General features: G+C 68.8%; 12 protein-coding genes. 2 read left to right on the top strand and 10 right to left on the bottom strand.

What is annotated here, in order from left to right; translation table 11 throughout:
• Position 1 precedes the first annotated feature (1 nt).
• On the bottom strand, positions 2-835 hold the full coding sequence (locus AC1RHV_RS03500) for a universal stress protein (RefSeq protein WP_054454849.1): 834 nt from the start codon (positions 833-835) through the stop codon (positions 2-4).
• A gap of 113 nt (positions 836-948) precedes the next feature.
• Entirely contained in the window at positions 949-3,075 is a 2,127-nt protein-coding gene (locus tag AC1RHV_RS03495) for an FUSC family protein (protein ID WP_492299726.1), read from the bottom strand.
• Positions 3,076-3,382: 307 nt separating this feature from the next.
• Here AC1RHV_RS03495 and AC1RHV_RS03490 point away from each other — a divergent pair, with 307 nt between their 5' ends.
• Both AC1RHV_RS03490 and AC1RHV_RS03485 read left to right on the top strand, forming a co-directional pair.
• Complete coding sequence (locus AC1RHV_RS03490) at positions 3,383-4,297, top strand: EAL domain-containing protein (protein WP_054454265.1); 915 nt, start codon at positions 3,383-3,385, stop codon at positions 4,295-4,297.
• A 163-nt stretch (positions 4,298-4,460) separates the two neighbouring features.
• The gene (locus AC1RHV_RS03485; protein WP_166738370.1) at positions 4,461-4,637 is read left to right on the top strand and encodes a hypothetical protein; all 177 of its coding nucleotides are present in this window, start codon (positions 4,461-4,463) and stop codon (positions 4,635-4,637) included.
• A gap of 117 nt (positions 4,638-4,754) precedes the next feature.
• Here AC1RHV_RS03485 and treY read toward each other — a convergent pair whose 3' ends face one another.
• The 8 genes from treY to glgA all read right to left on the bottom strand — a co-directional run bounded on the left by treY (position 4,755) and on the right by glgA (position 23,734).
• A complete protein-coding gene (gene treY, locus AC1RHV_RS03480) occupies positions 4,755-7,427 on the bottom strand; it encodes a malto-oligosyltrehalose synthase (protein ID WP_492300787.1) in 2,673 nt (890 codons plus the stop codon).
• 2 nt (positions 7,428-7,429) lie between these two features.
• A complete protein-coding gene (gene malQ, locus AC1RHV_RS03475) occupies positions 7,430-9,517 on the bottom strand; it encodes a 4-alpha-glucanotransferase (protein ID WP_175160532.1) in 2,088 nt (695 codons plus the stop codon).
• Positions 9,514-11,292, bottom strand: a complete 1,779-nt coding sequence (gene treZ / locus AC1RHV_RS03470) for a malto-oligosyltrehalose trehalohydrolase (RefSeq protein WP_054454269.1) — start codon at positions 11,290-11,292, stop codon at positions 9,514-9,516. The genes malQ and treZ overlap by 4 nt, the downstream gene beginning before the upstream one ends.
• Complete coding sequence (glgX, locus tag AC1RHV_RS03465; protein ID WP_054454270.1) at positions 11,289-13,397, bottom strand: glycogen debranching protein GlgX; 2,109 nt, start codon at positions 13,395-13,397, stop codon at positions 11,289-11,291. The genes treZ and glgX overlap by 4 nt, the downstream gene beginning before the upstream one ends.
• Before the next feature lie 6 nt (positions 13,398-13,403).
• On the bottom strand, positions 13,404-15,602 hold the full coding sequence (glgB, locus tag AC1RHV_RS03460) for a 1,4-alpha-glucan branching protein GlgB (protein WP_054454272.1): 2,199 nt from the start codon (positions 15,600-15,602) through the stop codon (positions 13,404-13,406).
• Positions 15,599-18,952: a maltose alpha-D-glucosyltransferase gene (gene treS / locus AC1RHV_RS03455; RefSeq protein ID WP_175180973.1), complete on the bottom strand. Its 3,354-nt coding sequence runs from the start codon at positions 18,950-18,952 to the stop codon at positions 15,599-15,601. Before treS ends, glgB begins: the two co-directional genes overlap by 4 nt.
• An 18-nt stretch (positions 18,953-18,970) precedes the next feature.
• Positions 18,971-22,003, bottom strand: a complete 3,033-nt coding sequence (locus AC1RHV_RS03450; protein ID WP_492300786.1) for an alpha-1,4-glucan--maltose-1-phosphate maltosyltransferase — start codon at positions 22,001-22,003, stop codon at positions 18,971-18,973.
• 174 nt (positions 22,004-22,177) lie between these two features.
• Positions 22,178-23,734, bottom strand: a complete 1,557-nt coding sequence (gene glgA / locus AC1RHV_RS03445; protein WP_192352148.1) for a glycogen synthase GlgA — start codon at positions 23,732-23,734, stop codon at positions 22,178-22,180.
• Between the last annotated feature and the right edge of the window lie 55 nt (positions 23,735-23,789).

Here is a 23,789-nt window from a genome sequence, read left to right as displayed (position 1 = left end):
GCTAGTGCGAGAACATGACCGGCACGGTCATGCTCTTCAGGATGGATGCCGTCGCCCCGCCCAGCGCCCACTGGCGCAGCTTGCTGTGGCCGTAGGCGCCCATGACGATCAGGTCCGCGCTGTGGTCGGCGGCGGCATTCAGGATGGTGCTGCCCACGCCTACGCCCTTGATGTCGCGGCGAACGTGCTCCGGCGCCGGCATGCCCTGCGCCACGCAGTAGGTGGCCAGGTCCTCGAACGGCGCTTCATGCTTGGGGCTGGCGGCGCCTTCGTTCATGCTCAGCACGGTCATGTGCGAAGCCAGGCGCAATATCGGCGCGGCATCGGCCAACGCGCGGGCGGCCTCGCGGCTGCCGTCCCAGCAGCACAGCACGCGGTCGCCGATCACCGGAAACTCGCCGCTGGACGGAATCGCCAGCACCGGCCGGCCCGCCGTCAGCAGGGTCTGCTCGACGAACTCGATCTCGTGGGCGGCTTCGACGTCCTCGCGGTTTTCCTGGCTGACCACGATCAGGTCGGTGGTGCGGCCCAGCAGCGCCACGGTCTCGCTGGGCGAGGATGTGCCCGCGCGCATGAAGGCGGGCACGTCGGCTTCGGCCGCGGCTTCCAGAAACGCGGTTTCCACCGCGTCGCGGCTTTGCGCCTGCAATTCCTTGATGATGCCCAGCGAACGCGACATGAGCACGGACTCGCCGTAGTAATACTGCGGCGGCGCGGCGTTGGCGTAGATGCCGACCAGCTCGGCCTTGTGGCGCTTGGCCAGGGCCAGGGCAGCTTCAATGCGGCGTTTGCAGTCGAATCCGTGGTCCAGGTGGACGGAAATGCGGCGGTACATGAAGGCCTCCTTGTTTAAGCGTGCCATGTGCATATGGTTACGCTTTCCGGCCTTTTCGCCCTTGATGCGCGTCAAGCCCGCGGCAGTTCGCCGGTGTGCGCGCAAACCGCAGGCTATGGCGCGGCGGGAGCCCGTTCCACGCGTTCGCGCAATTGGCGCAACTGGCGCGCCTGTTGCGCGATGCGGTCCAGCGGACCGGCCAGTTCCGGATAGCCCGCGGCCACCGCTGGCGGCACGGCCAACTGGCGATCGTTGGCGCCTGGCGCGGGTTGCTGCGGATGCAGCGCATGCGCCAGCGCCGGACCGTACTCGGAGAGCGCCTGGGCGGCAGGCGTTCCGGCTGGCAGGGCCGGCTGCATCTCCAGCACCGTGCCCGCCGCCGTCACGCGCCGCATGGCGTTGAGCAGGTTTTCGGCGGTACCGACATTGCGGTCGCGATGCACCGGATTCTGCTGCAGCCGTTGCAAGGACGCCTGCGCATTGTCGGCGGAAAGGCAGGCCATGCGGCGCAACGCCACCAGGTCCTGTCCGTCGCCGGCATCGCCGCTCTTGGCCCGCAACAGGGCGCGCGCATAGGCGGCGTGGCGCTCCAGCGCCAGGCTGAGGGCCCCGGCCAATTGCCGCGGCTCCTTTTCGGGCCAGACCAGAAAGCCGACCAGCAGCGCCAGGACGCCGCCCAGCACGCTATTGAACGCGCGCAGGGCCGCGAGCATCGGCTCCTGGATCTCAGGCTGCTGGATGTGGGTGACCAGCACGAATTGCGAAGTCAGGAAGAACGTGAACAGCGCGTAATGAATCGTGCGCGCGGCGAACGTGCCCAGCGCGATGGGCAGCACCGCCAGGGCCACGGACAAGGGGGTGCTGAGGAACAGGCCCAGCAGCGAGGCGCCGACGGCGCCAGCCACGCTGCCGGCCACGCGTTCCAGCGTGCGCTGCCAGGTGGTCGCGAAGTAAGGTTGCAGGATGAAGACCAGCGTCAGCGACATCCAGTAGCCATGGTTGACGGCGAAGGTCTTGGACAGCGCCACCGCGATGGTGGCGCCCACGCCCACCCGCAGCGCGTGGCGGAACGCGTCGGATTCGAAGCTAAGGTTCTGCCGCAACGCGCGCCACGCGTCTTGCGCAGGGTTGGCTGCGCGGCGATCGCGCGTGGGCGCCGCCGGGGTCCGTCCCTGGTCGAACAGGGACTGGGTGACGGCCTGCGCCGTGTGCAGCAGGCGGTCCAGCACCGGCGCCATGGTGGCCAGTTCGGGCGCGTGGGCCAGGGCGCTGCCGCGCAGTTCATGCAGGCCGGCGCTGTAATGGGCCAGGCGTTCGCGCAGGCACTGGGCCTGCTTGGCGTCGTTGACGTCGGAGGTGCTGGCGATGGCATTGCACAGGCTGGCGTAGCGGTGCAGCGCGTGCGACAGATGGGCGCCGGCGCCGCGTCCGAGCCAGCGCGGCGCATTCGATTCCATCAGGTCGGCTGCGGCCACCAGCGCAATGAAGCTGTCCTCGGCATTGTCCAGCAGGTACAGCAGTTGATGCGCGCGGGCGCGGCGCGATGGGCGCGCGTCCTGCACTTCGCGGATGCGCGTGCGGGCGGCTTCGAGCGCGGCGCGCTGGGCGCTGCGCTGCGGCCGCGTGACGGCGCTCCAGGCCTGGGGGCTGGCCGCGGGCGTCAACCCGGTATACATGCGGGCCAGCGCGTCGGCGAAATCCGCCAGGCCGCGGTAGCAGTGCGCCACCGCGTGAGTGGCGTCCTTCCAGGGACGTCGGCGCCATACCAGCGCCGTCATCAGGATGGCCCAGGCCGCGCCGGCCAGGAAAAACAAGGTGTAGGACAGGCTTTCCGTCCAGGTCGGGGCGGGCAGTTCCGCTGCCACCACGAAGCCTGCGGACAGCAGGGTGCCGACGATTGCCGCGGCCGGCCCCAACACGCGCAACAGGCCGCCGAATGTGCAGCACACGAAGGTCAGGGGCAGCAGCAGCCACAGATGAGCCGCGCTGACGCTGGCCAGAAAGCAGAACAGCGCGCCTATCAGCCCCAGCGCGAGCATTGCCCCCGCGCGCTGGCGCAGGGGACCGCCCGGATCGCCGAAGCAGGCCCAGAAAGCCGCGATGGCGCTCCAGCCCAAACGCGGCTCGTGCGCCAGCACGGCCAGGATGACAGGCGCGGCGCTGATGGCCGCGGCTTGGAGGGCGTCCAGCCACAGAACGTTGCGCAGGGAGGCGCGCCAACGGGAATAAAGATTCTTCACGCTAGGAATACAGCAGCGGCGGTGGGCCCGGCAGGGCGAAAGACGCAAACCCTACCATGTCGACAAGGCATTTCGGCGGGGGTGACGGCCAGGGCCGGAAAGCCGGTTTCATTCATGAATCCGAGCAGCTTAATACGTATGGATACATATATGTGACTTTGCCGCCGCAGCGGCGCAAAATTGCCTGGAAGAAAGTCTGGAAATCGCATACAAAAAGCGCTGTAGCTGGGAATACTCAGTCCAATGTGCCTCTTTCTGCGCCCGGACAGCGCAGGTTTTGACCCAGGGGCGCGCAAGGAGTATCGACATGATGTCGAATCACGAGGCTTCCACAGACTCGGTGGCGAGCGACGACGAGATCGCCGCCATGATCACCGGCAAGGATGGCCTGCGCATGCTGTTGCAGCCGCAGGTGGATTTGCTGACAGGCCGGATCGTGTCGGCCGAAGCGCTGGCTCGCTGGCGGCATCGCCGCCTGGGCATCATCATGCCTTCCGACTTCATCCCCGCCGTCAACCGCCTGGGCCTGGACAAGGTGCTGTTCGAGCGCGTCTGCCTGCGTGTCATAGACATGCTGTTGACGATGCGGCGCGCCGGCATCGCCATTCCGGTGGCCATCAATGCGCCTGCCTCCACCTTGTCGGACGAGGCCGCGGTCGATTTCCTGCTGGACCGCATCTACGCGGCGGAGCTGCCCGCGTCGCTGGTGCGCGTGGAACTGACGGAAGACCAGCCCATCCGCGAACTCGACGTGCTGCGCGCCACGCTGCTCAAGCTCGAGAATGCCGGCTGCGAGGTCAGCCTGGACGATTTCGGCACCGGCCATGCTTCGTTGAAGCTGCTATCGGCGTTGCCGCTGTCCGAGGTCAAGATCGACCAATATTTCGTGACGCGCATGCGCCGCAGCGCAGTCGCCTTCGAAGTGTTGCGCACCGCCGCGGAACTGGCGAACCGGCTGGGCCGCCGGGTGGTGGCCGAGGGCGTCGAAAACGTGGCGGACATTCCTGCCCTGCGCGCGGCCGGCTGCCGCTACGGCCAGGGCTTCGCGCTGGGCCGCCCCATGCCGCTGGACGAATTGACGGTGCGCCTGCGCACGCAACGCGACCAGGGCGAACCGCTGGCCGCGCCTGCCGCCTACGCGTCGTCCTGGCTCGATGCCTACGACGCGTCCGCCCAGGAGCCGCAGTCAACGCGCGGCAAGCGCCACGCCACCACGCAATAAGGCTGGTCGCGCAGCGTATTTTTTACCAATCAGGCCGGACTTTACCCGCAGTCCTTGCGTCCCCGTGTCCGCGGGCTGCGGGGGCTGGCTGCGGCGCCGCTTGGGCACGCGGGTTGCTGTATGGAAGATGGCGGAGCTTTTTCCGTCTTCCAGGAGACTTGCAATGCCCAATCAGAACCAGCCCGACCAGCAAAAGCAGCAACAGAAGCAACAGGCCCAGGAAAACCCCAGGGACCGCAATCAGCCCGGGCAGCAGCCCGGCCAATCCGGCCAGCATGCCGATAAGGATCGGCAGCAACCTGGCCAGAATCAGGGCCAGCAAGGCAAGATGCCGCGCTGACTCGTAGACCGCGTGTTCCGGGCCCTCTAGTCGGGCGGGTATCGCGGTAAGAACGGCCTTGTCCCGCTGTGGGCGGACAAGGCCGTTTGTGCTTCATCATGGCTTCGGATTTCGGCATCAAGCCGCCGCTGGCAGCCACAGCGCAACCGGCAGTTCATGCAACAGTTCCGACAAGGGCAGCGCGCCACCGGAGCCGGATCTCGCTTTTTCGCCGCCCATTGCATCGCGCCAAGCCAGACCCTTGATGGCATCGGGCAGGCACAGCGCGGTGTCGGCCCAGAAGTCCCGTGCCGCCCGCGGCTCGCCGCGAGCGTAGCCAGACAGACGCAGCGCGCACAGCCGCGGCGCGACGATCAGGGCGTGCTCGTCTTCATGACGCCGCAGCCAGGCTACGACGTGCTGTGCATGCGTCCCGGCTACAGCCAGGGGGACGCACTCGCCCTGGCCGAACAATGCCGGGTGGCGCTGCCGCGCCGCCAGCAGGCGCTGGATCAGGGCCTGCTTCACCGCGCCGCTGCGCCAGTCCGTTGCGCTGGGTCGCACGGCGGCGCTGGCGCGCGTGCGGGCCAGCATGGCGATCCGCGGCGGGTAGTCCACCGCGCGCCGGTTGTCGGGGTCGACCAGGCTGTAGTCCCATAGCTCCGTGCCTTGGTACAGGTCCGGCATGCCGGGCAGCGTGTTGCGCAACAGCGTCTGGGCCAGGCTGTTGATCATGCCGGCAGGGGCCAGTTCCAGGGCGTATGTGGCGATTTCGGCCAGCAGGCGGCGCCCGGGCGCCGCGTCCCGCAGAAATTCCAGTGCGCCAAGCCCGGCGGCTTCGTAAGCGGGGTCAGGATCCGTCCAACTGGAATGCAGCTTGGCTTCGCGCAACGCCTTGAGCTGCCATTGCGCCACGCGCTCGATCCATGCGGCCACGCTTTCTGGCCGCTGTTCGATGATGTCGGCATCCCAGTCGGCGGGCCACGCCCCGATCAGCGTCTGCACGAGCAGGTAGCGGTCCGCCAAGGTAAGCAGCCCGGCGTCGGGCAGGGCGTGGGTCCAGCGATACGCTGTCTTGCGCCAGGCCTGCGGCATTTCCGAAACCACCGCCAGCCGCGCGCGCGCGTCCTCGCCGCGCTTGTGGTCATGCGTGGCCGTCGCCAGCATGGCGTGCGGGAAGTCGCGCGCCCGCGCCTCGACCTGGGCATGAAATGCCTCGGGCGACAGCGCAAATCGCTGCGGCGATGCGCCGACTTCATTGCGCGACAGCAGCGGACCGTAGCGGTAGAACAGCGTATCTTCCAGCGCCTTGGCTGCCAAAGGCGGTGTCAGCTGCTGGAACCGCCGCAGGGCCTGGGCGGCGTTTGGCTCAGATTGCGGGAGCGGCGCGGTTGCCGGATCGGCGGGGCCGCCGCCCAGCCACCGGTCCATCTGCGCCAACAAGGCAGCGTCCGCTGTGCCGGGCAACGCGTGCAGCAGGGCGGCGGCGCGTTGCGCTGCCGCCTCGCAGTGATGGCGGTCCGCATCGCTGCGGCCGCCGTCCTCCGCGTAGGTCCGGTACACCGGAAAGGCCGCCAGCCACGCGGACAACACGCGGTCCATGGCCGGCGCGGACCAGTCGCGGGTCCGGCGGTCCTGCCGCGCCAAACGTTCCAGGCAGCGGACCAGCGCCAGGCGTTCCGCGGGAAAGTGCCGTTGCAGCATGCGGGTGCGCGCCGCTTCCAGCTGCCGCGGCGGCGTGCGCAGATCGCCCGTGAGCATCTGCCAGAACGCCCGCAGCGGCGCCTCGGCCTGCGGGTCGTGCAGCAATGCGCCGACCTCATCCATGAAGTCATAGCCGGTGGTGCCATGCAGCTGCCAGCGCGCATCGGGCGCTTCGTCCGGCGCCAGGATCTTCTCCGCCACCAGGTAGGCTTGCGATTGGGCGCAAGAAGGTGGACGGCGGGCTCCGGCTTCGGCCAGGCGTCGATTCAGCCTGCGCAGATAGGCGCCCGGCGCGGCCAGCCCGTCGATGTGGTCGATGCGCAGTCCGTCGAGCAAGCCTTCCGCATACAGGCGCAGCGGCAGCGCATGCACGGCATTGAAAACGGCTTCGTCCTCGACCCGTACGCCCACGAGCTCGCTGATCTCGAAGAAGCGCCGCCAGTTGATCTGATCGGCAGCGCAACGCCACCAGGCCAGCCGGTAATGCTGGCTCTCCAGCAGCCGGTGCAGGCGCTCGCGGCCGGCTGCGCGCGCCGGGTCGCAGCGGCGCAGCAGGGCCTGCGGATCCTGCCCGCGCGCAAGCGACTCCGGGGCCAGCGGATAGCGCTGCCCGGAGACCTCCAGTTCGATGCGTCCGGCATCGGCGTCATAGCGCAGCGCCATTGCGCCTTGAGCCAGCGACACACCGTAGGAGTCGGGCAGGATGGGCAGCAGGACCTTGCCGCGCAGGGCGGGATCAGGCGCGTCCCAGTCGATGTCGAAGCAGCGCGCATGCGCGCTTGCGGCGCCGTGTTCGAGCACATCGCGCCACCAGGCATTGGCGGGGTGGGCCGCCATGTGATTGGGCACGATGTCCGCGATGAGACCCAGCCCGCGCCGACGGGCCGCCCGGGCCAGATCCCTCAGAGCGGATTCCCCACCCAGCTCCGGATTGACTGCGCCATGGTCGATGACGTCATAGCCATGCGTGGACCCGGGGCGGGCGCAGGTGATGGGCGACAGGTAGAGGTGGCTGACCCCCAGGTCCGCGTAGTAGTCCACGCAGGCTCGAGCGTCCTCAAAGGTATAGCCGGCATGCAATTGCAGGCGGGCCGTGGCGCGCGGCATGGTCATGGCCGGCCCCGTCCGGTGCGCAGGGCTTGCAGCCGGGCCTGCACGGCAGGGGCGGCGAAGCACGCCGCGCTGCTTGCGGCCAGGCGTTGACGCCAGTTGGGATGCTGGTCCACTGTGCCGGGCAGGTTGGGCTGTTCCAGTTCGCCCGCCAGGTCTTCCATGGGCACCAACAGCAGGGGACAAGGGCTGGAAGACACGAAGCGCAGCATGTCCTCCAGGGGCGCGCGCGCGGGCTCGGCGGCGCAGCCCAGGGCTTGCGCGAGCAAGCTGCGGTCCATGCGGCGGTTGCGCCGCAGCGTGGCTTCATCGTCGCCGCCGCCCAGCAAGTCCAGTTCGGCGCGCAGGTCGATGTCGCGCTCGGCCCACCAGCCGCGCAAGGTCGGCAGGTCGTGGGTCGAGGTCATGGCCACGGCCTGGCCGGGCCAGTCGCCGGCTGCAAGAAAGGGCGCCGGCGTGGACGGCGCAGATGGCGGCGCGTCAGGTTCCTGCCGCATGAACCACAGCACATTCATGCCCAGGATGCCGTGATCCGCCAGCTCGCGGTTGAAACCTTCAGGCACCGTGCCCAGGTTTTCGCCGATGGCAAGCGCGCGATGGCGCCAGGCTTCCAGCGCCGTGAGCGCCAGCAGTTCGCGCAGTGGATAGCGCAGATAGGCGCCCGCATCGGCCGTCAGTCCATCGGGCACCAGCCACAGCCGCGCCATGCCCAGGATGTGATCGATGCGCAGGCCGCCGGCGTGAGCCAGCGCGGCGCGCAACATGTCGATGTAGGCCGCGTAGCCCTGGGCATGCATTGCGCGCGGCGAGAACGCGGCCAGGTTCCAGTTCTGTCCTTGCGGATTGTGGATGTCGGGCGGCGCGCCTATGGACAGGCCGGGCATCAGGTCGGTCTGGCGGCTCCAGGCGTGGCTGCCGTCCGGACTGTCGCCCACGGCCAGGTCGGCGATCAGCCCCACGCGCATGCCGGCGCGTCGCGCCGCCTTCTGCGCGTGGTCCAGGCTTTCGGCGGCCAGCCATTGGGCGTAGCGATGGAAGTCGACCTCGACCGGATGCTGCCGCGCATACCGTTCGACTTCCGGCGAGTCCGGATCGCGCAGGCCGGCGGCCCATTGCGTCCAGGGCTGGTGGTCTGCGCCATGCGCTGCCTGGGCGGCATGCAGGGCTTCAAATACGGCGTGGTCGCGCAGCGCCTTGCCGCGCCGGGCGCAGTACGCCTCGTAGCGCTGGCGGGCATCCGCCGGTCCGCTTGTGCGGAACTGGCGGTGCAGCGCGCGCAGCAGGCGCTGCCGCCATATCCCGGCCGATGGCCAATCTATCAACGCCGTTGGGCGCGGCTGGGCGGCCAATTCGGCCAGCGCCCGGCGCAAGACATCGTCGCCGACGATGGCGGCGGGATCTGCGTACAGGGTGTTCAGGAACAAGCGGCTGGATGGGGCGTAAGGACTGCAACGCTGCGGTTGCGCGGCGAACATGGCGTGCACCGGGCTGATGGCGAGCGCGTCCGCGCCCTGGGCCGCGGCGGCGACAGCCAGTTCGCGCACGGCGCCAAAGTCGCCGTAGCCGCCGTCGCCAGGTTGGTCGGCATCGCGCCTGAGACTGTAGACCTGCGCGCATAGTCCCCAGCCGCGCGGCCGCACGCCGTCGGTCAGATCATCAAGGCCAGGCGCTTGGCGGGGCGCCACCGCAAGCACGGTCTGGCCGCATGCCAGGTGCAGCGTGTGGTATCCGGGCTCCTGCGGTGCGATCAGGCTGCCGTCGTCCGCGACCTCGCCGTCGCTGGTCTGGCCTGACTCGCACACGATGCGGTAGCGGCCGCGCGCGCAAGCGGGCAGAAACGCGGCCATGCCGCTGCGCGCGACCAGCAGGGGCGGCAGCCGGGCCCCAAGCTCCACGCCCAGGCGATGGTCGCTGTCGCGGATGTCATGGGCGTTGCCCGCCGGCAAGCCCATGCCCTCCAGCAGCAGCCGTAAAGTATCCGGCGACACTTGCTGCGGACGCTGGCGCGCGTCGGTCCAGTGTTCGGCGATGCCGGCTTTGGCGGCCAGCGCGGACAAGGCCGGATCGCCGGCGGACGTTGCGGTCATGCCGGTTCCTCCAGCAGCCACACGGTGCTGTCGCCGCACACCTCGCCGTGGACCAGGGCGTCGCGGGCGCCGGCCACGGATTCAAAGAGCAGCGTGGCATAGGCCTCGGCGCCCGCCTGCAAGGCCTCGGGCAGCGCCACGCGATCGGGGCCGAAGTTCGCATAGACCGTCAGGCGCGCGCCGCCTGCCAGTTCCCAGCGCGCGAACACGCCGCGTTCGCCGATCGCGGCCGCACCCAGGCTGACCGCGCCGGCCAGCCGGGGCGCGATCAGGCGAGCGCGCAGATGCAGCAGGACCGCGTAGTCCCGCATCCAGGCATGCGCGTCGGCGGCGCTGGCCCGTGGTTTGCTGGCCACGTAGGTTGCGGGATCGTTCGGGTCGGACAACGCGCCCGCGCCCTGGAATTCGGGAAAGCGCGAGAACTCGCGCCGCCGGCCGTCGCGCACCGCTTGCGCCAAAGCCGGGTCGGCATGGCTGGTGAAGTAGTGGAACGGCGTGCGCGCGCCGCGTTCCTCGCCCATGAAGATCAGCGGGATCTGCGGCGCCAGCAGCTGCAACGCGACCGCGGCGCGCAGCCGGGCGGGACTGTCCACCAGGCTGGCCAGGCGTTCGCCGCCCGCACGGTTGCCGGTCTGGTCATGGTTCTGCAGGAACAGCACGAAGGCGCTTGGCGGCAGTTCCGCGCTGGGTTCGCCCCGCGGTTGTCCGCCGCGGTAGGGCGAACGCTGCCCCTGGTACAGCCAGCCTTCGGCCAGGCAGCGCGCCAGCGCCTGGGCCGGCTGAGCGCTGTAATCGGCGTAGTAGCCGTGGCTCTCGCCGGTCAGGAGGCAATGCAAGGCATGATGCGCGTCGTCATTCCATTGCGCATCGAAGTCACCTTGCAGCAGGCTGGCGCGGTTGTCGTCGTTCTCCAGCACCAGATGCACATGGCGTTCGGCAGGAATATGCTGCCGCAGGTACTGGGCCAATTCATGCAGCCATTCATGGCCCGCAATCGCGTGCACGGCGTCCAGACGCAGCCCGTCGAAGCGGTACTCGGTCAGCCAGTACAGCGCGTTGTCCTTGAAGAACTGGCTGACCGCCGGCTGGCGGAAGTCGATGGCGTCGCCCCAAGGCGTGGCGACGTCTTTCCTGAAGAACGGCGCGGCATAGCGCGGCAGGTAATTGCCGTCGGGGCCGAAATGGTTGTAGACCACGTCCAGCATCACGCCCATTTCCAGCCCATGGGCCTCGTCGATCAGGCGCTTGAGCTCATCGGGCGTGCCGTAGGCCGTGTCGGGCGCGTAGGGCAGCACGCCGTCATAGCCCCAGTTGCGTGGCCCGGGGAAGTCGGCAATGGGCATCAGCTCCAGCAAGGTCACGCCCAGCGCCGCCAGCTCCGGCAGCCGCGCCAGCAGGCCCGCATAGCCGCCCTCCAGGCCGGCATGGGTTTCGTACAGCACGGCGTCTTCCCAAGGCCGTCCGCGCCAGGTGCCGTAGCGCCAGGGGTAGGAGTCCGGCGCGACCACGACGCTGTCGTCGTGCACGTCTCCGTGCTGCAGGCGCGAGGCGGGATCGGGCGCGACCGTGTCCGCGTCCAGGCGGTAGTGATAGCGGGCGCCGATGGGGCAGTCCACGTCGGCCTGCACGTAGCCGTCCGGGCCGGGGCTCAGGGCGATGGGAGGATGGCCTTCGACCTCGAGGGCGAAGCCCGCCGGCGCGGTCGGCGCCCACAGGCGAAAGCGCGTGACGCCGCTCTCCAGCGGGATTGCGCCTGAAGCATAGTCATGTGTCATGGCGGATCTCCCGGCACGTAGGTCGCCGCCAGCAGCGCCACGCTGCGCGCCGCCACCGTGACGGCGGCATCCGCCAGTGGCGCGGCAGGCGCCTGCGTGGCGGAATCCAGCTCGCGAATCCACGCCAGCGCGGGCGACGGCATCTGGAAAACCGTGTCCTCCGCGCCGGGATTCAGTAGCAGCAGCGTCACGTCGACGCTGCCGTCTTCGCGGCAGGCGGCGCGGCGCAGGACCATGGCATTGGCCTCCGACTCCCAGGCCGCCGCGTCCAGTTCAGCGCCCGCCGGATCGAACCAGGAGATGGCTTGTACGCCAGGCGCGAGCTCCTGCCCCGCATCGCCGTAGCGCGCGGCGCGCGTGCTGGGGTGGGCGCGGCGCAGTGCGATCAGGCGCGCCGCGTAGCGGGATAGCTCACGGCCGTCATCGGACTGCGCCTGCGTCCAGTCCAGCCACGACAGGGCGTTGTCCTGGCAATAGGCGTTGTTATTGCCTTCCTGGCTATTGCCGAATTCGTCTCCGGCCAGCAGCATCGGCGTGCCATCCGCCAGGAACACGCAGGCGAGCTGGGCCCGTTGCACCCGTTTCCGGGTGTCCAGGATGGCGGCGTCCTCGGTCGGGCCTTCGGCGCCCCAGTTGTGGCTGTAGTTCTCGCCGTGGCCGTCGTTGCCGCCTTCGCCGTTGGCCTCGTTGTGGCTGGCGTCGTAGCTGACGATGTCGGCCAGCGTGAAACCGTCGTGCGAGGCCACGTAGTTGACGCTGCTCCAGGGCCGGCGGTGGCGGCGGTCGAACAGGTCGCGCGATCCGCACAAGCGCGCCGCCATCTCGCCGCGCATGGCGGGATCCCCGCGCCAATAGCGGCGCGTCGCGTCGCGGAATTTGTCGTTCCACTCGGCGAAGCCCGGTGGATGGTTGCCCAGCTGGTAGCCATCCGGCCCCACGTCCCAGGGTTCGGAAATCAGTTTCAGGCGGGCAAGGGCAGGGTCCTGCAGCACGGCGTCGAAAAAGCCCGAACCCGGGTCATAGCCGGTGCCTTCGCGTCCCAGGGTCACGCCCAGGTCGAAGCGGAAGCCGTCGACGCCATAGGATTGCGCCCAATAGCGCAGCGAATCCGTGACCATTTGCAGGACGCGCGGATGTGACAGGTTGACCGTGTTGCCGCAGCCGGTGTCGTTGATGTAATAGCGTTCGTCGCCCGGCACCAGGCGGTAGTAGCTGGCGTTGTCCAGTCCGCGCCAGGACAGCGTGGGTCCCAATTCGCTGCCCTCGCAAGTGTGGTTGTAGACCACGTCCAGAATCACTTCGATGCCGGCGGCATGCAGCCGGCGTATGGCCTGGCGCAGTTCGTTCGGATTGTGCTGCAGGTAGGAGGGCTCCGGCGCAAAGTACGACAACGTGCTGTAGCCCCAGTAGTTGCGCAGGCCGCGTTCGGTCAGGAAGCGGTCCTGCAGGAACGCATGCACCGGCAGCAACTCCACGGCGGTGACGCCCAGCCGCTGCAGGTGTTCGATGAAGCGCGGGTCGGCCAGCGCGGAGCAGGTGCCGCGCAGGGGCTGGCGCAGGTCTTCGCGCAGCATGGAGGCGCCGCGCACGTGCACCTCGTAGATCACCGTATCGTTCCACGCCGTGGCCGGCGGCCGGCTGTTGCCCCAGGTGAAAGGCGCTTCTTCGGCCACGATGGCCTTGGGCATGGCGGGCGCGCTGTCGCGCCGGTCGATGCTGAGGTCGGCGCGCGCGTGCTTCATGCGATAGCCGAACAGCGCGTCGCTCCAATGCAGCGGTCCGGTCAACTGCCGCGCGTAGGGATCGAGCAACAGCTTATGGGGATTGAAACGGTGCCCATTGCGCGGATCGTGCGGGCCGTGGGCGCGATAGCCGTACACCAGTCCGGGATGCGCGTCCGGCAGGTAGCCGTGCCAGATCTCGTCGGTGCATTCGGGCAGGTCGAAGCGGCGCAGTTCCTTGCGGCCCTTGGGGTCGAACAGGCACAGCTCGATACGCGTGGCGTTGGCCGAGAACACGGCGAAGTTCACGCCCAGGCCATCGCTGACCGCGCCCAGCGGATGGGGCTGGCCCCCGGCGATGCGCGTGAATTGGGAGGGATCCATATGGGTTCAGCCTTCGTAGAGCAGGAAGAGGGTGGACAGCGGCGGCAAAGTCAGGGACAAGGCCTGGGGCTGGCCATGGGACGCGCTGACGCCGGTGCTGGCGCCGCCCTGGTTGCCCTGGCCGGATCCGCCATAGTGCGTGGCGTCGGTATTCAGCTTTTCCGCCCAGCGGCCAGCCCGCGGCACGCCGATGCGGTAGTCGTGCCGCGCCACCGGCGTGAAGTTGGCGACCGCGAGCACGTGATGGACGCCGTCGCTGCGGATGAATGCGACCACGCTGTTGTCGCGGTCGTCCAGGATCGTCCAGGCGAAGCCCGCCGGGTCGGCATCCAGCGCATGCAGCGCCGGCACCCCGCGGTACAGGCCATTCAAGTCTGCAACCAGCCGCTGTATGCCCAGATGGCCGGGACGGTCCAGCAGGTCCCAATCCAGAGGTACGTCGTGGTTCCATTCCCTGGGCTGGGCCATTTCCCCGCCCATGAAGAGCAGCTTCTTGCCCGGATGAGCCCACATGAAGCCGAGGTAGGCGCGCAGGTTGGCGAGCCTGGCGGCCGCGTCGCCCGGCATCTTGGCCAGCAGCGATCCTTTGCCGTGCACCACTTCGTCGTGCGATAGAGGCAGGATGAAGCGCTCGCTGTACGCATACACCATGCTGAAGGTGATGTCGTGGTGGTGATGCTTGCGGTGCACGGGGTCCTCGGACAGGTAGCGCAAGGTGTCGTGCATCCAGCCCATGTTCCATTTGTAGTGAAAGCCCAGCCCGCCGTCGGCGATCGGCGCGGTGACGCCGGGCCAGGCCGTCGATTCCTCGGCGACCATGATGGCGTCCGGCACTTCGTGGCGCACGGTGCCGTTGAGCGCCTGCAGGAACTGCACCGCCTCCAGGTTTTCCCGGCCGCCGTAGCGGTTGGGGATCCATTGGCCGGGCTGGCGGCTGTAGTCGCGATAGAGCATGGACGCGACCGCGTCCACCCTCAGGCCGTCGACATGGAAGCGCTGCAGCCAATGCAGCGCGCTGGCGATCATGAAGGCCTGCACCTCCGTGCGGCCCAGGTTGTAGACCATGGTGTGCCAGTCCGGGTGATAGCCTTCGCGCGGATCCTCGTACTCGTAGAGCGCCGTGCCGTCAAAGCGGGCCAGGCCGTGCGCATCGTCCGGGAAGTGCGCAGGCACCCAGTCCAGGATGACGCCGATGCCTGCGTGGTGGCAGCGGTCGACGAAACGGGCGAATGCGGCGGGCGGACCATAGCGGGCCGCGGGCGCGAACATGCCCAGCGGCTGATAACCCCAGGACCCGCCGAAAGGATGCTCCATGACGGGCAGCAGCTCCACATGGCTGAACCCCATGGCGCGGGCATAGGCCGGCAGCTTGTCGGCCAGCCGGTCCCAGATGCAGGCGTGCGATTCCGGTTCGTCAGGCAGCCAGGACCCGGCGTGCACTTCGTAGATGGACAGCGGCGCGTCCGTGGACTGGCGCGTGCGCCGCTGCGCCATCCAGGCCTGGTCTTGCCACGGATAGTCGGCGCCGTCTTCCACCACCGAGGCGGTGGCAGGCGGCGCTTCGCTGCGTCGCGCCAGCGGATCGGCCTTGAGCCGTAGGTTGCCGGCGCGGTCGGTGATTGCGAACTTGTAGCGTTCGCCGGCCTGCACGTCCGGGATGAAGATCTCCCAGACGCCGGCGCGGTGCCGCAGCCGCATGCCGTGCCGGCGGCTGTCCCAGGCGTTGAAATCGCCCACCACCGCCACGCGTTGCGCGTTCGGCGCCCATACCGCGCAGCGCAGGCCGGCCACGCCGTCGACTTCCATCAGGCGCGCGCCCAGGGCCGTTCCCACGCTGCGCCATGCGCCTTGCGCCAGCTCTTCCAGCGTGCCGTCTTCCAGCAGGGTGCCGAAGGCATAGGGGTCGGCGGTGATCTGTTCGGCGTCGGGCCATTGGATCGCCAGACGGTACGAGGCGCCGTCGCCGGGGCGGGCGTAAGGAACGCGTCCAAGAAACAGTCCCTGGCCCTGTTCGCGCAAGGGGATGCGCGCGCCGTCGCCGTCCAGCGCCGCCACGGCCCGCGCGCCCGGGGCATACACCCGCACTTCGCCGTCGTGCGGCCCCAGGAAGGCATAGGGGTCGCTGTGCAGGCCGCTGGCCAAGGCGGCCAGTTCGACGGGCGCTATGGGGCTGATGCTGCCGCCTGCGGGCATGTCCTGGCTCATGATCGTGCATCCTCTTCGTCCACCGCGGCCGACAGCAGCAGGCTGCGCGCCAGTTCCGCCAGGGCGCACAGCGGTATCGAAATCCAGTCTGGGCGATGCGCGGCTTCATAGCTCACTTCATAGGCGGCCTTCTCCAGTTGGGCCAGGGCCAGCAGCGCGTCTTCATCCGCAGGCGGGATAAGCGCCGACGCGCGCGCATCGCGGTAGCCTTGCAGGAAGGCCTGGCTGGCGGTCTGGCGAAAGCGCGCCAACAGCAGGTCGCGCAGTTCTGCTGGCGCGACAGGCGCGCCCGGCGTTTCGCCCGCGCCGGCATTGGCGTCGGTCGGCGCGCCGCCGATGATGTCGGTGCGGGCGATCGAGGCGGCGGCATAGTCGAACGAACGCAGCATGCCCGCCACATCCTTGTAGGGCGAGGCGAGGGCGCGGCGCGCGTCCACGCTGCTGACCGGTTCGCCTTCGAAGTCGATCAGATAGGCGTCCGCCTGCGCCACCAGCACCTGCCCAAGATGGAAGTCGCCGTGCACGCGCAGGCAAAGGACGCCGGTCTCGGCCTGCGCCATCGCCGCCACGCGCGCCGCCAGCCGGGCGCGGTGCTCGAAATACCATTCGGCGCAGGCGCGCGAAGGGGCTTCCAGTTCACCGAGCTGCGCGCGCAAGTCCTTTTCCGCGCGTTCGAGCAGGTCCTGGACGCGGCGCGTGCGCGCATCGGCGTCCGCCTGGCTGGCGGCGCGCGGCTGGAACGCGGGGTCGTCGGAGGCCTGCGACAGCAGGTTGTGCATCTGCGCCAGACGTTCGCCCATGGTGGCGGCCATTGCGGCGTAGCCCTGCAGGTCCTGGGCGAATTCGTCCGGGCTCTGGTTCACCAGCAGCGCGTTGTCCAGCGTGCGCTTGAGCAGATCCAGCGTCCAGTTCCAGGCGTCGCCTTCGTTGGCGACGTAGCGGTGCGCCACCGCCAGCGTGTGGACCACGCCGTCGGCATCCTCACGTTGGACCTCGCCCAGCAGCGCCGGCATGTTGGCGTAGCCGGCGCGCGTCAGATAGCGGGTCATTTCCAACTCGGGCGATCCGCCGGGCTGGACGGCGCGGATCAGCTTCAGTATCAGCTTGCCATCGACGACGACCGAGCTGTTGGATTGCTCGCCCGTCAGCCACTGCAGTTCGCCGTCCCCGGCGACCTCCAGGGCGGCCAGGCCAGCTTCGGGCAGGAAGCGGATCACGCCCGGCTTGTCGCCAGGCTTGCCGCCGCTGCGGCCGTCGAGCTCGCGGCCCTCTTGCATGGCCTGGACGATGCCGCGCACGAAGCCGGGCTGCAGAAAGGCGTCCGCCAGAATGCCGACCTCGGCCCCGCGCCGCACCCGCGCGATCGCATAATGCACCGCTGCCGTCTCGTCCCACACCAGCACGAAGGGCGCTTGCGCGCGCAGGCCCGTGACGCCGTCCTCGGGCTCGACCTCGGCCCAGTAATACTCGCCATCGGCCGCCGTGAACGGCGTGGCGTACGCCAGGCGTGCGCGGGCGGGCGGCTGTTTGGCCGGATACCAGCGCTGGCGCGCCAGGTACTGGGGCAGGACCTCGCGCTCCAGCGTAGCGCGGGAGACGTCGGTCAGCGCGGCGCCGCCGTGGGCGCGCAGCACCAGCGTGGTGAGTTCCGGCATCTGCGCGGGAGCGCTCGCATGCCAGTCTGGCGGCGCGGCTTCGTTGCTCAGGTCCAGCCAGTAAAACGCGTAGGGCGGCAGGGTCAGCAGATACGGCAGTTCACCCACGGCCGGGAAGGGCGTACCGCCCAGCATTTCGACTGGCACGCGGCCATTGAATTCCTGCAGCTGCAGTTCCACGGGCTGGGCGGCGTTGGACAGGTTGGCCACGCACAGGATGGTGGTGTCCTGCCATTGGCGCAGATAAGCCAGGATCTTCCGGTTGCCTGCGAAGATGAAGCGCAGCGTGCCGCGCCCGAATGCATGGCTTTGCCGGCGCTGCGCCAACAGGCGTCGGGTCCAGTTCAGGAGGGAATGCGGATCGCGCTGCTGCGCCTCCACGTTCACCGCTTCATAGCCGTACAAGGGGCCCATCAGCACCGGCAGGGGCAGCTGTTCGGGGTCGGCGCGCGAAAAGCCGCCATTGCGGTCGGGCGACCACTGCATCGGCGTGCGCACGCCGTCGCGGTCGCCCAGGTGCACGTTGTCGCCCATGCCGAGCTCGTCGCCGTAGTACAGGACGGGCGTGCCCGGCATGGACAGGAGCAGGCTGTTCATCAGCTCGACCCTGCGCCGGTCGCGCTCCAGCAGCGGCGCCAGACGGCGCCGGATGCCCAGGTTGATGCGGGCGCGCGGGTCCGCCGCGTACACGTTCCAGAGATAGTCGCGTTCGCGGCTGGTGACCATTTCCAGCGTCAGTTCATCATGGTTGCGCAGGAAGATCGCCCATTGGCAGGACGCGGGAATGTCCGGCGTCTGGCGCATGATGTCGATAATCGGGAAACGGTCCTCCTGCGCGATCGCCATGTACATGCGCGGCATCAGCGGGAAATGGAAGGACATATGGCATTCGTCGCCCGCGCCGAAGTATTCCTGCGCATCCTCCGGCCACTGGTTGGCCTCGGCCAGCAGCAAGCGGTTGGGATACTCGGCGTCGATCACGGCCCGGATGCGCTTGAGCACCTCGTGCGTCTCGGGCAGGTTTTCGTTGTTGGTGCCCTCGCGCTCGACCAGGTACGGCACCGCGTCCAGGCGCAGGCCGTCCACGCCCATGTCCAGCCAATAGCGCATCACGGCCAGCACTTCCTTGAGCACCTGCGGATTGTCGTAGTTCAGGTCGGGCTGGTGCGAATAGAAGCGGTGCCAGAAGTAGGCGCCGGCCTCGGGGTCCCAGGTCCAATTGGATTTCTCGGTATCGCAGAAGATGACGCGCGTGCCGGCGTAGGCCTTGTCGTTGTCCGACCAGACGTAGAAGTTGCGCGCGGCCGATCCGGGTTTGGCCGCGCGCGCGCGGCGGAACCAGGGATGCTGGTCCGAGGTATGGTTGACCACCAGCTCGGTGATGACGCGCAGGCCGCGGGCGTGGGCCGCGCGGATCAGCTTCCTCACGTCGGCCACGGTGCCGTAGTCCGCGTGCACCCCGCGGTAGTCGGCGATGTCATAGCCGTCGTCGCGGCGCGGCGAGGGATAGAAGGGCAGCAGCCAGATCGTGTTGACCCCCAGGCTGGAGATGTAATCCAGCTTGGAGATCAGGCCTGGCAGATCGCCCACGCCGTCGCCATTCGAGTCGAAGAATGACTTGACGTGCAGCTGATAGACGACCGCATCCTTGTACCAAAGGCCATCGTCCTGGAGAGGTTGGGTTTCACTGATCATGGCAATGGGCGTGCGGGGTCATCCATGCAGCGACAAGCGCCACACGCGATAGGGTTGATCGGGATGCAGGGTCAGTTCGCGGATCTGCCCCTGCCATGGCTCGCTGCGCTCGGCCAGCAGGTCCTCGGCGATCAGCCGGCCCGTGTCGGCCTCGCCGAACAGCCAGAAGGGCGCCTCGATGCGCGCCGCCTGCTGCTGGAAAGGATCCAGGCTGATGGCCGCGAGGATGAAATTGCCGCGGCCAGGCGTGGACTTGCAGAACGCCAGCACGCGGTCGTTGCCGCTATGCACCAAGGTCAGGCCCCGATGGCTCTGCAGCGCCGGGTTGGTCCGCCGGATCTGGTTCAGGCGGGTGATCTCCGCGCGGATGTTGCCCGGCGCAAACCAGTCGCGCTGGCGCAATTCGTACTTCTCGGAGTCCAGGTATTCCTCCTTGCCCGGCAAGGCCGCCGACTCGCACAGCTCGAAGCCGCTGTACATGCCCCACAGGCCGGATCCCAGCGCCGCCAGCGCGGCGCGTATCAGAAAGCCCGGGCGGCCCGAGGACTGCAGGAAGTAGGGATTGATGTCCGGCGTGTTGACGAAGAAGTGCGGGCGGAAGAAATCGGCGGCGGGCGGCGTGGAGACTTCCTCCAGGTAGGATTCCAGTTCCGCCTTGTCATTGCGCCAGGTGAAGTAGGTGTAGGACTGGGTAAAGCCGATCTTCGCCAGCCGGTACATCATCTTGGGCCGGGTGAAAGCTTCCGACAGGAAAATCACGTCGGGATGCTGGGCATGGACCTCGGCGATCAGCCACTGCCAGAATGGCAGCGGCTTGGTATGCGGGTTGTCGACCCGGAAGGTGCGCACGCCATGCTGCACCCAGAACAGCACCACGTCGCGCAGCGCGCGCCACAGGGTCAGCTTGCGCGCGCGGCGCGCGGCGGCGCCGTAGAAGGCGACATTGACGATGTCCTGGTACTTCTTCGGCGGATTTTCCGCATAGCGCAGCGAACCATCCGGACGCCAGGAGAACCAGTCCGTGTGCCGCGCCAGCCACGGGTGGTCCGGCGAGCACTGGATTGCGAAGTCCAGCGCCACTTCCATGCCGTGGGCGCGGGCGGCATCCACCAGCCTAAGGAACCCGTCCAGTCCGCCCAGCAGCGGTTCAACCGCGTCGTGCCCGCCTTCGGCCGAACCGATGGCATAGGGACTGCCCACGTCGCCGGGCTCGGCGCGCAGGCTGTTGTTGCGCCCCTTGCGGTTGCGTTGCCCGATGGGGTGTATGGGCGGGAGATACAGCACGTCGAATCCCATCTCGCGCACATCTGGCAGCCGTGCGATCACATCGTCGAAGGTGCCGTGTTGGCCGGGCAGCATGGATTGCGAGCGCGGAAACAGCTCATACCAGCTGGCGTGGCAGGCCTGGCTGCGATCCACCCAGACCGGATAGGGCGCGGGGCTGACGTATTCGAAAGGGCGGTCGTCCAGTTCGCGCATGGTGCCGGCCAGGTCTTCGTCCAGCAGTGCATCGATCTGTTGCGGTGTGGGCGGAGCCAGCTCGCCTTCGGTGGCCTTGGCGAACTTTTGCAGGGTCTCGCGCAACCTCATGGCGCCGGGGTGCGACGCGTTGCGGGCGCGCGCCAGCGCTGCGCGCAGCATCAGCAGGCCTTCCTCCACTTCCAGGCGCAGGTCCACGCCGGCCTGGTGTTTCACCTCCAGGTCATGGCGGAAAGTCTGCCAGGCGTCGAGCCAGGCGTGCACCACGAACTCGTGCGGCCCGATGCGGCGCGGACGGAACGAGGCTTCCCAGCGGTCGTTCAAGCCGCGCGTGAAGGGCGCGGCGCGCCACGAACTTTCATCCGCCGCCCGCCAGCGCAGTTCTGCGGCCAGCAGTTCATGGCCGTCCATGTAGATGTCGGCGCTGACGGGAATCCGCTCATGCGGGATGCTCTTGATGGGGAAGGCGCCACTATCCACGGTCGGACTGACCTGCTCGACCACGATGCGCTGGCTGATGGCGCCATCCATGCGGCGCGCCACGTGGCGCGAGGCTTCGCGCACCGGATGCGTGGGTTCGAGCAGATACATGGCGCAACCCGCGGGCGCAATGGCATTGCCTTGCAGCGCCAGGCCGTCCGGCACGCCTTCGGACAGGAAATCGGCCGGTGGCAGCAGCGGCGCCAACGCGTCCCAATCCACGCTTGCCTCCTCCGTATCCGAAGGATTGAGCGCCAGTACGGCCGTGCCGGCCGCGCAGTCGCGCAGCAGCAGGGTGCAGTGGCCGTCGCGCCCGCCGGCCAGACGCAGCGGGCCGCGCAATCCGGCTTGTTCAAACCAGCGATTGGCCTCGGCTACGTCGGGCAACCGGGCATCGTCCTCGTCGTCGAACATGAGGACATCCGCGGATAGCGCCGCGGCCCAGGCGCCGCGCTTGTCCGGGGCCACACGCGGCGGCGAAGCGATGACGGGTGCGATGGCGCGCAGCCTGCCGTCTTCCTCCGCCGGCCAGCCGGACTTGTAGTCCCACCAGGGCAAGGACGAGCACAGGCCGTCCAGACCCGCGCCGCGCAGGGCCGCCAGCGACTCGGGCGTCAGTCCCTGCGCCCAGGCAAACAATTGCGCGGTGCGATCCGGGCCGCCCACTGCCGCTGCCAATGCCGCCCAATCCTGGGCCGGCAGGCATTGCGGCGCGTGAAAGACGTAGCCTGCGGCGCCGCGTTCGGTCCAGCGCTTCAGCCGCGTGCTCCAGGCCTGTACAAAGCCGGGCGGTGGCGGCCCCGGGCGCAAGTGCAGTGCCTCGCGCACGTCGATGCTCATGCGCGGATCGCGCGCGGGGTTTTCGGCGGGCGGTTGGTACCAGCCGGGGCCCGCCGTGTCGGCTACGGCGCCAATGGCGCAGCGGTCCATGACGATATCGAGATACAGCGCCAGGCCATGTTCGGCAAGCTGCCCGGCGGCGTGCGCGATCCAGTCGGCCATGGCCACGCGCTTGCCTGCCAAAAGCGCGCTGTCGGCATCCAGCGGGGCGGCCGAAGCGCCTTCCGGCCCCGACAGCCAGGGCACCGGCATCAGCAAGGCATTGAATCCGCGTTGCCGCAGGCGTGAATAAAGGGCCGGCCCCAGCTCGCCGCCACGGGCGCGGACGTCCCCGGTTGCGCCGCCACGGGCGTGGTAGAGGCGCAGGGGAGCGTGGGGATGGATAGGCGGGGCTGTGGGCACCTGCGGTTCCTCCTGTGGGCGAGCCTAGACCGCGGGCGCGGGCAACGGCCCGCCAGAACGCTGGCCAGCGCGCAGGGCGGCCACCTCGGCCACGGTTGGCACGCGGGGCCTCCTGCCGGTATCGGCCAGCGCGCGATAGAGCTCGGCGTAGGGCGCCACGGCGGCGCGCCAGCTGAAATCCGCGCTCATGGCGTTGCGCTGCATGGTGCGCCAGAGCATGGCGTCCTCGCGCAAGCTCAGGGCGCGGGCGATGGCCGCGGCCATGGCCGCAGGGTCGTCGCCGTCGAACAGCAAGCCGTTGGAACCGGCCATTGCCGAGAGCGGCGCGCGCGGCCCGGGATCGTCGATCGTGTCGGCCATGCCGCCCACCCGCGAGCCTATCGGGATGGAGCCGTAGCGCATCGCGTACAGAGGCGTCAGGCCGAACGGCTCGAAGCGGCTGCCGTGCAGCAGCATGTCGGAGCCCGCGTGCAGCCGGTGCGCCACTGCCTCGTCATAGCCGATACGGGTGGCGCAGCGCCCGGGAAAGCGCGCGCACAGCAGTTTCAGGGCCTCTTCCAGGCGACGGTCGCCCTGGCCCAGAATCGCGACCTGCAGGCGCGGGTGGCGTTCCAGCGCCTGCGGCAAGGCCTGCGCGGCGACGTCCGCCATCTTCTGTTCCGTCAGCCGGCTGCCCATCGCCAGGAGCACGGCTTCGGCGTCCTCATGCAACTCGAACTCGCGCTGCAGGGCCGCCTTGCAGCGAGCCTTGCGGCCCAGGTCGCGCGCCGAAAACCGCAATGAGCCCAGATGCGGATCGCGCACCGGATTCCACACCATGTTGTCGATGCCGTTGGGGATGGCCACCAGATCGGCGGCGCGCCGCCGCAGCAGCCCCTCCAGCCCGCAGCCGAAGGCGGGCGTCAGGATTTCCCGGGCGTAGGTATGGCTGACGGTGGTGACGCGGTCGGCGTAGCGGATGCCGGTCTTGAGAAAATTCAAGCGGCCCCAGGCGCCGGCGGCTTCGTCGTTACGGTAGCGTTCAGGGATGCCCAGGGCGGCGGCGCATTCCATCGGGAACTGTCCCTGGAACGCCAGGTTGTGGATGGTCATGATGCTTTTGACGTCGCCCGGGCCGTATTCCCGCAGCAACAGCGGCACGAGTCCGGCGTGCCAGTCGTGCGCATGCAGCAGTTGCGGCCGCGCGATGCCGGGCAGGCCGCCCGCCACGCGCACCGCCGCATGGGCCAGCGCCGCGTAGCGCAGCGCATTGTCGGCGTGCTCGCGGTTGTCTTCGTCCAGATAGATGCCAGGCCGGTCATAAAGCGCGTCGTTTTCCAGCAGCAGGAAGTCCAACCCCGACTGCGGGCAATGCCCCGCCAGGAGCTGCGCTTCGCCGCCCGGCAGGTTGTGCAGCGGCGCCACTACCCGCAAGCGCTCCAGCCGCTGGCGCACGCCGCGGTAGGCCGGAAGCAGCACCGTCACGGGCACGCCGGCTTCGCACAGCCCGCGCGCCATGCCCGTTATGGCGTCCCCCAGGCCGCCCGTCTTCGCCAGGGGAAACGCTTCACCCGCCACTACCAGGGTTCGAATCTTTGTCATGCCAACTCCCTTTTAGGCGGATCGTCGAGCGCGTCCGCCGCAGGGATTTCATCCG

The sequence above is a fragment of the Achromobacter sp. GW823-FHT04E03 genome, assembly GCF_058796095.1.
The sequence above is the reverse complement of the archived record's forward strand: the minus strand, read 5'-3'. Positions and strand labels throughout refer to the sequence as shown.

Bases quoted from the DNA above. Each gene is read 5' to 3' on its own strand.
- AC1RHV_RS03485 (WP_166738370.1), top strand. From the start codon at position 4,461: ATGCCCAATCAGAACCAGCCCGACCAGCAAAAGCAGCAACAGAAGCAA.
- malQ (WP_175160532.1), bottom strand. From the start codon at position 9,517: ATGACCGCAACGTCCGCCGGCGATCCGGCCTTGTCCGCGCTGGCCGCC.
- glgB (WP_054454272.1), bottom strand. From the start codon at position 15,602: ATGAGCCAGGACATGCCCGCAGGCGGCAGCATCAGCCCCATAGCGCCC.
- glgX (WP_054454270.1), bottom strand. From the start codon at position 13,397: ATGGATCCCTCCCAATTCACGCGCATCGCCGGGGGCCAGCCCCATCCG.
- AC1RHV_RS03490 (WP_054454265.1), top strand. From the start codon at position 3,383: ATGATGTCGAATCACGAGGCTTCCACAGACTCGGTGGCGAGCGACGAC.
- treS (WP_175180973.1), bottom strand. From the start codon at position 18,952: ATGATCAGTGAAACCCAACCTCTCCAGGACGATGGCCTTTGGTACAAG.
- glgA (WP_192352148.1), bottom strand. From the start codon at position 23,734: ATGACAAAGATTCGAACCCTGGTAGTGGCGGGTGAAGCGTTTCCCCTG.
- AC1RHV_RS03500 (WP_054454849.1), bottom strand. From the start codon at position 835: ATGTACCGCCGCATTTCCGTCCACCTGGACCACGGATTCGACTGCAAA.
- treZ (WP_054454269.1), bottom strand. From the start codon at position 11,292: ATGACACATGACTATGCTTCAGGCGCAATCCCGCTGGAGAGCGGCGTC.
- treY (WP_492300787.1), bottom strand. From the start codon at position 7,427: ATGCCGCGCGCCACGGCCCGCCTGCAATTGCATGCCGGCTATACCTTT.
- AC1RHV_RS03450 (WP_492300786.1), bottom strand. From the start codon at position 22,003: ATGCCGGTGCCCTGGCTGTCGGGGCCGGAAGGCGCTTCGGCCGCCCCG.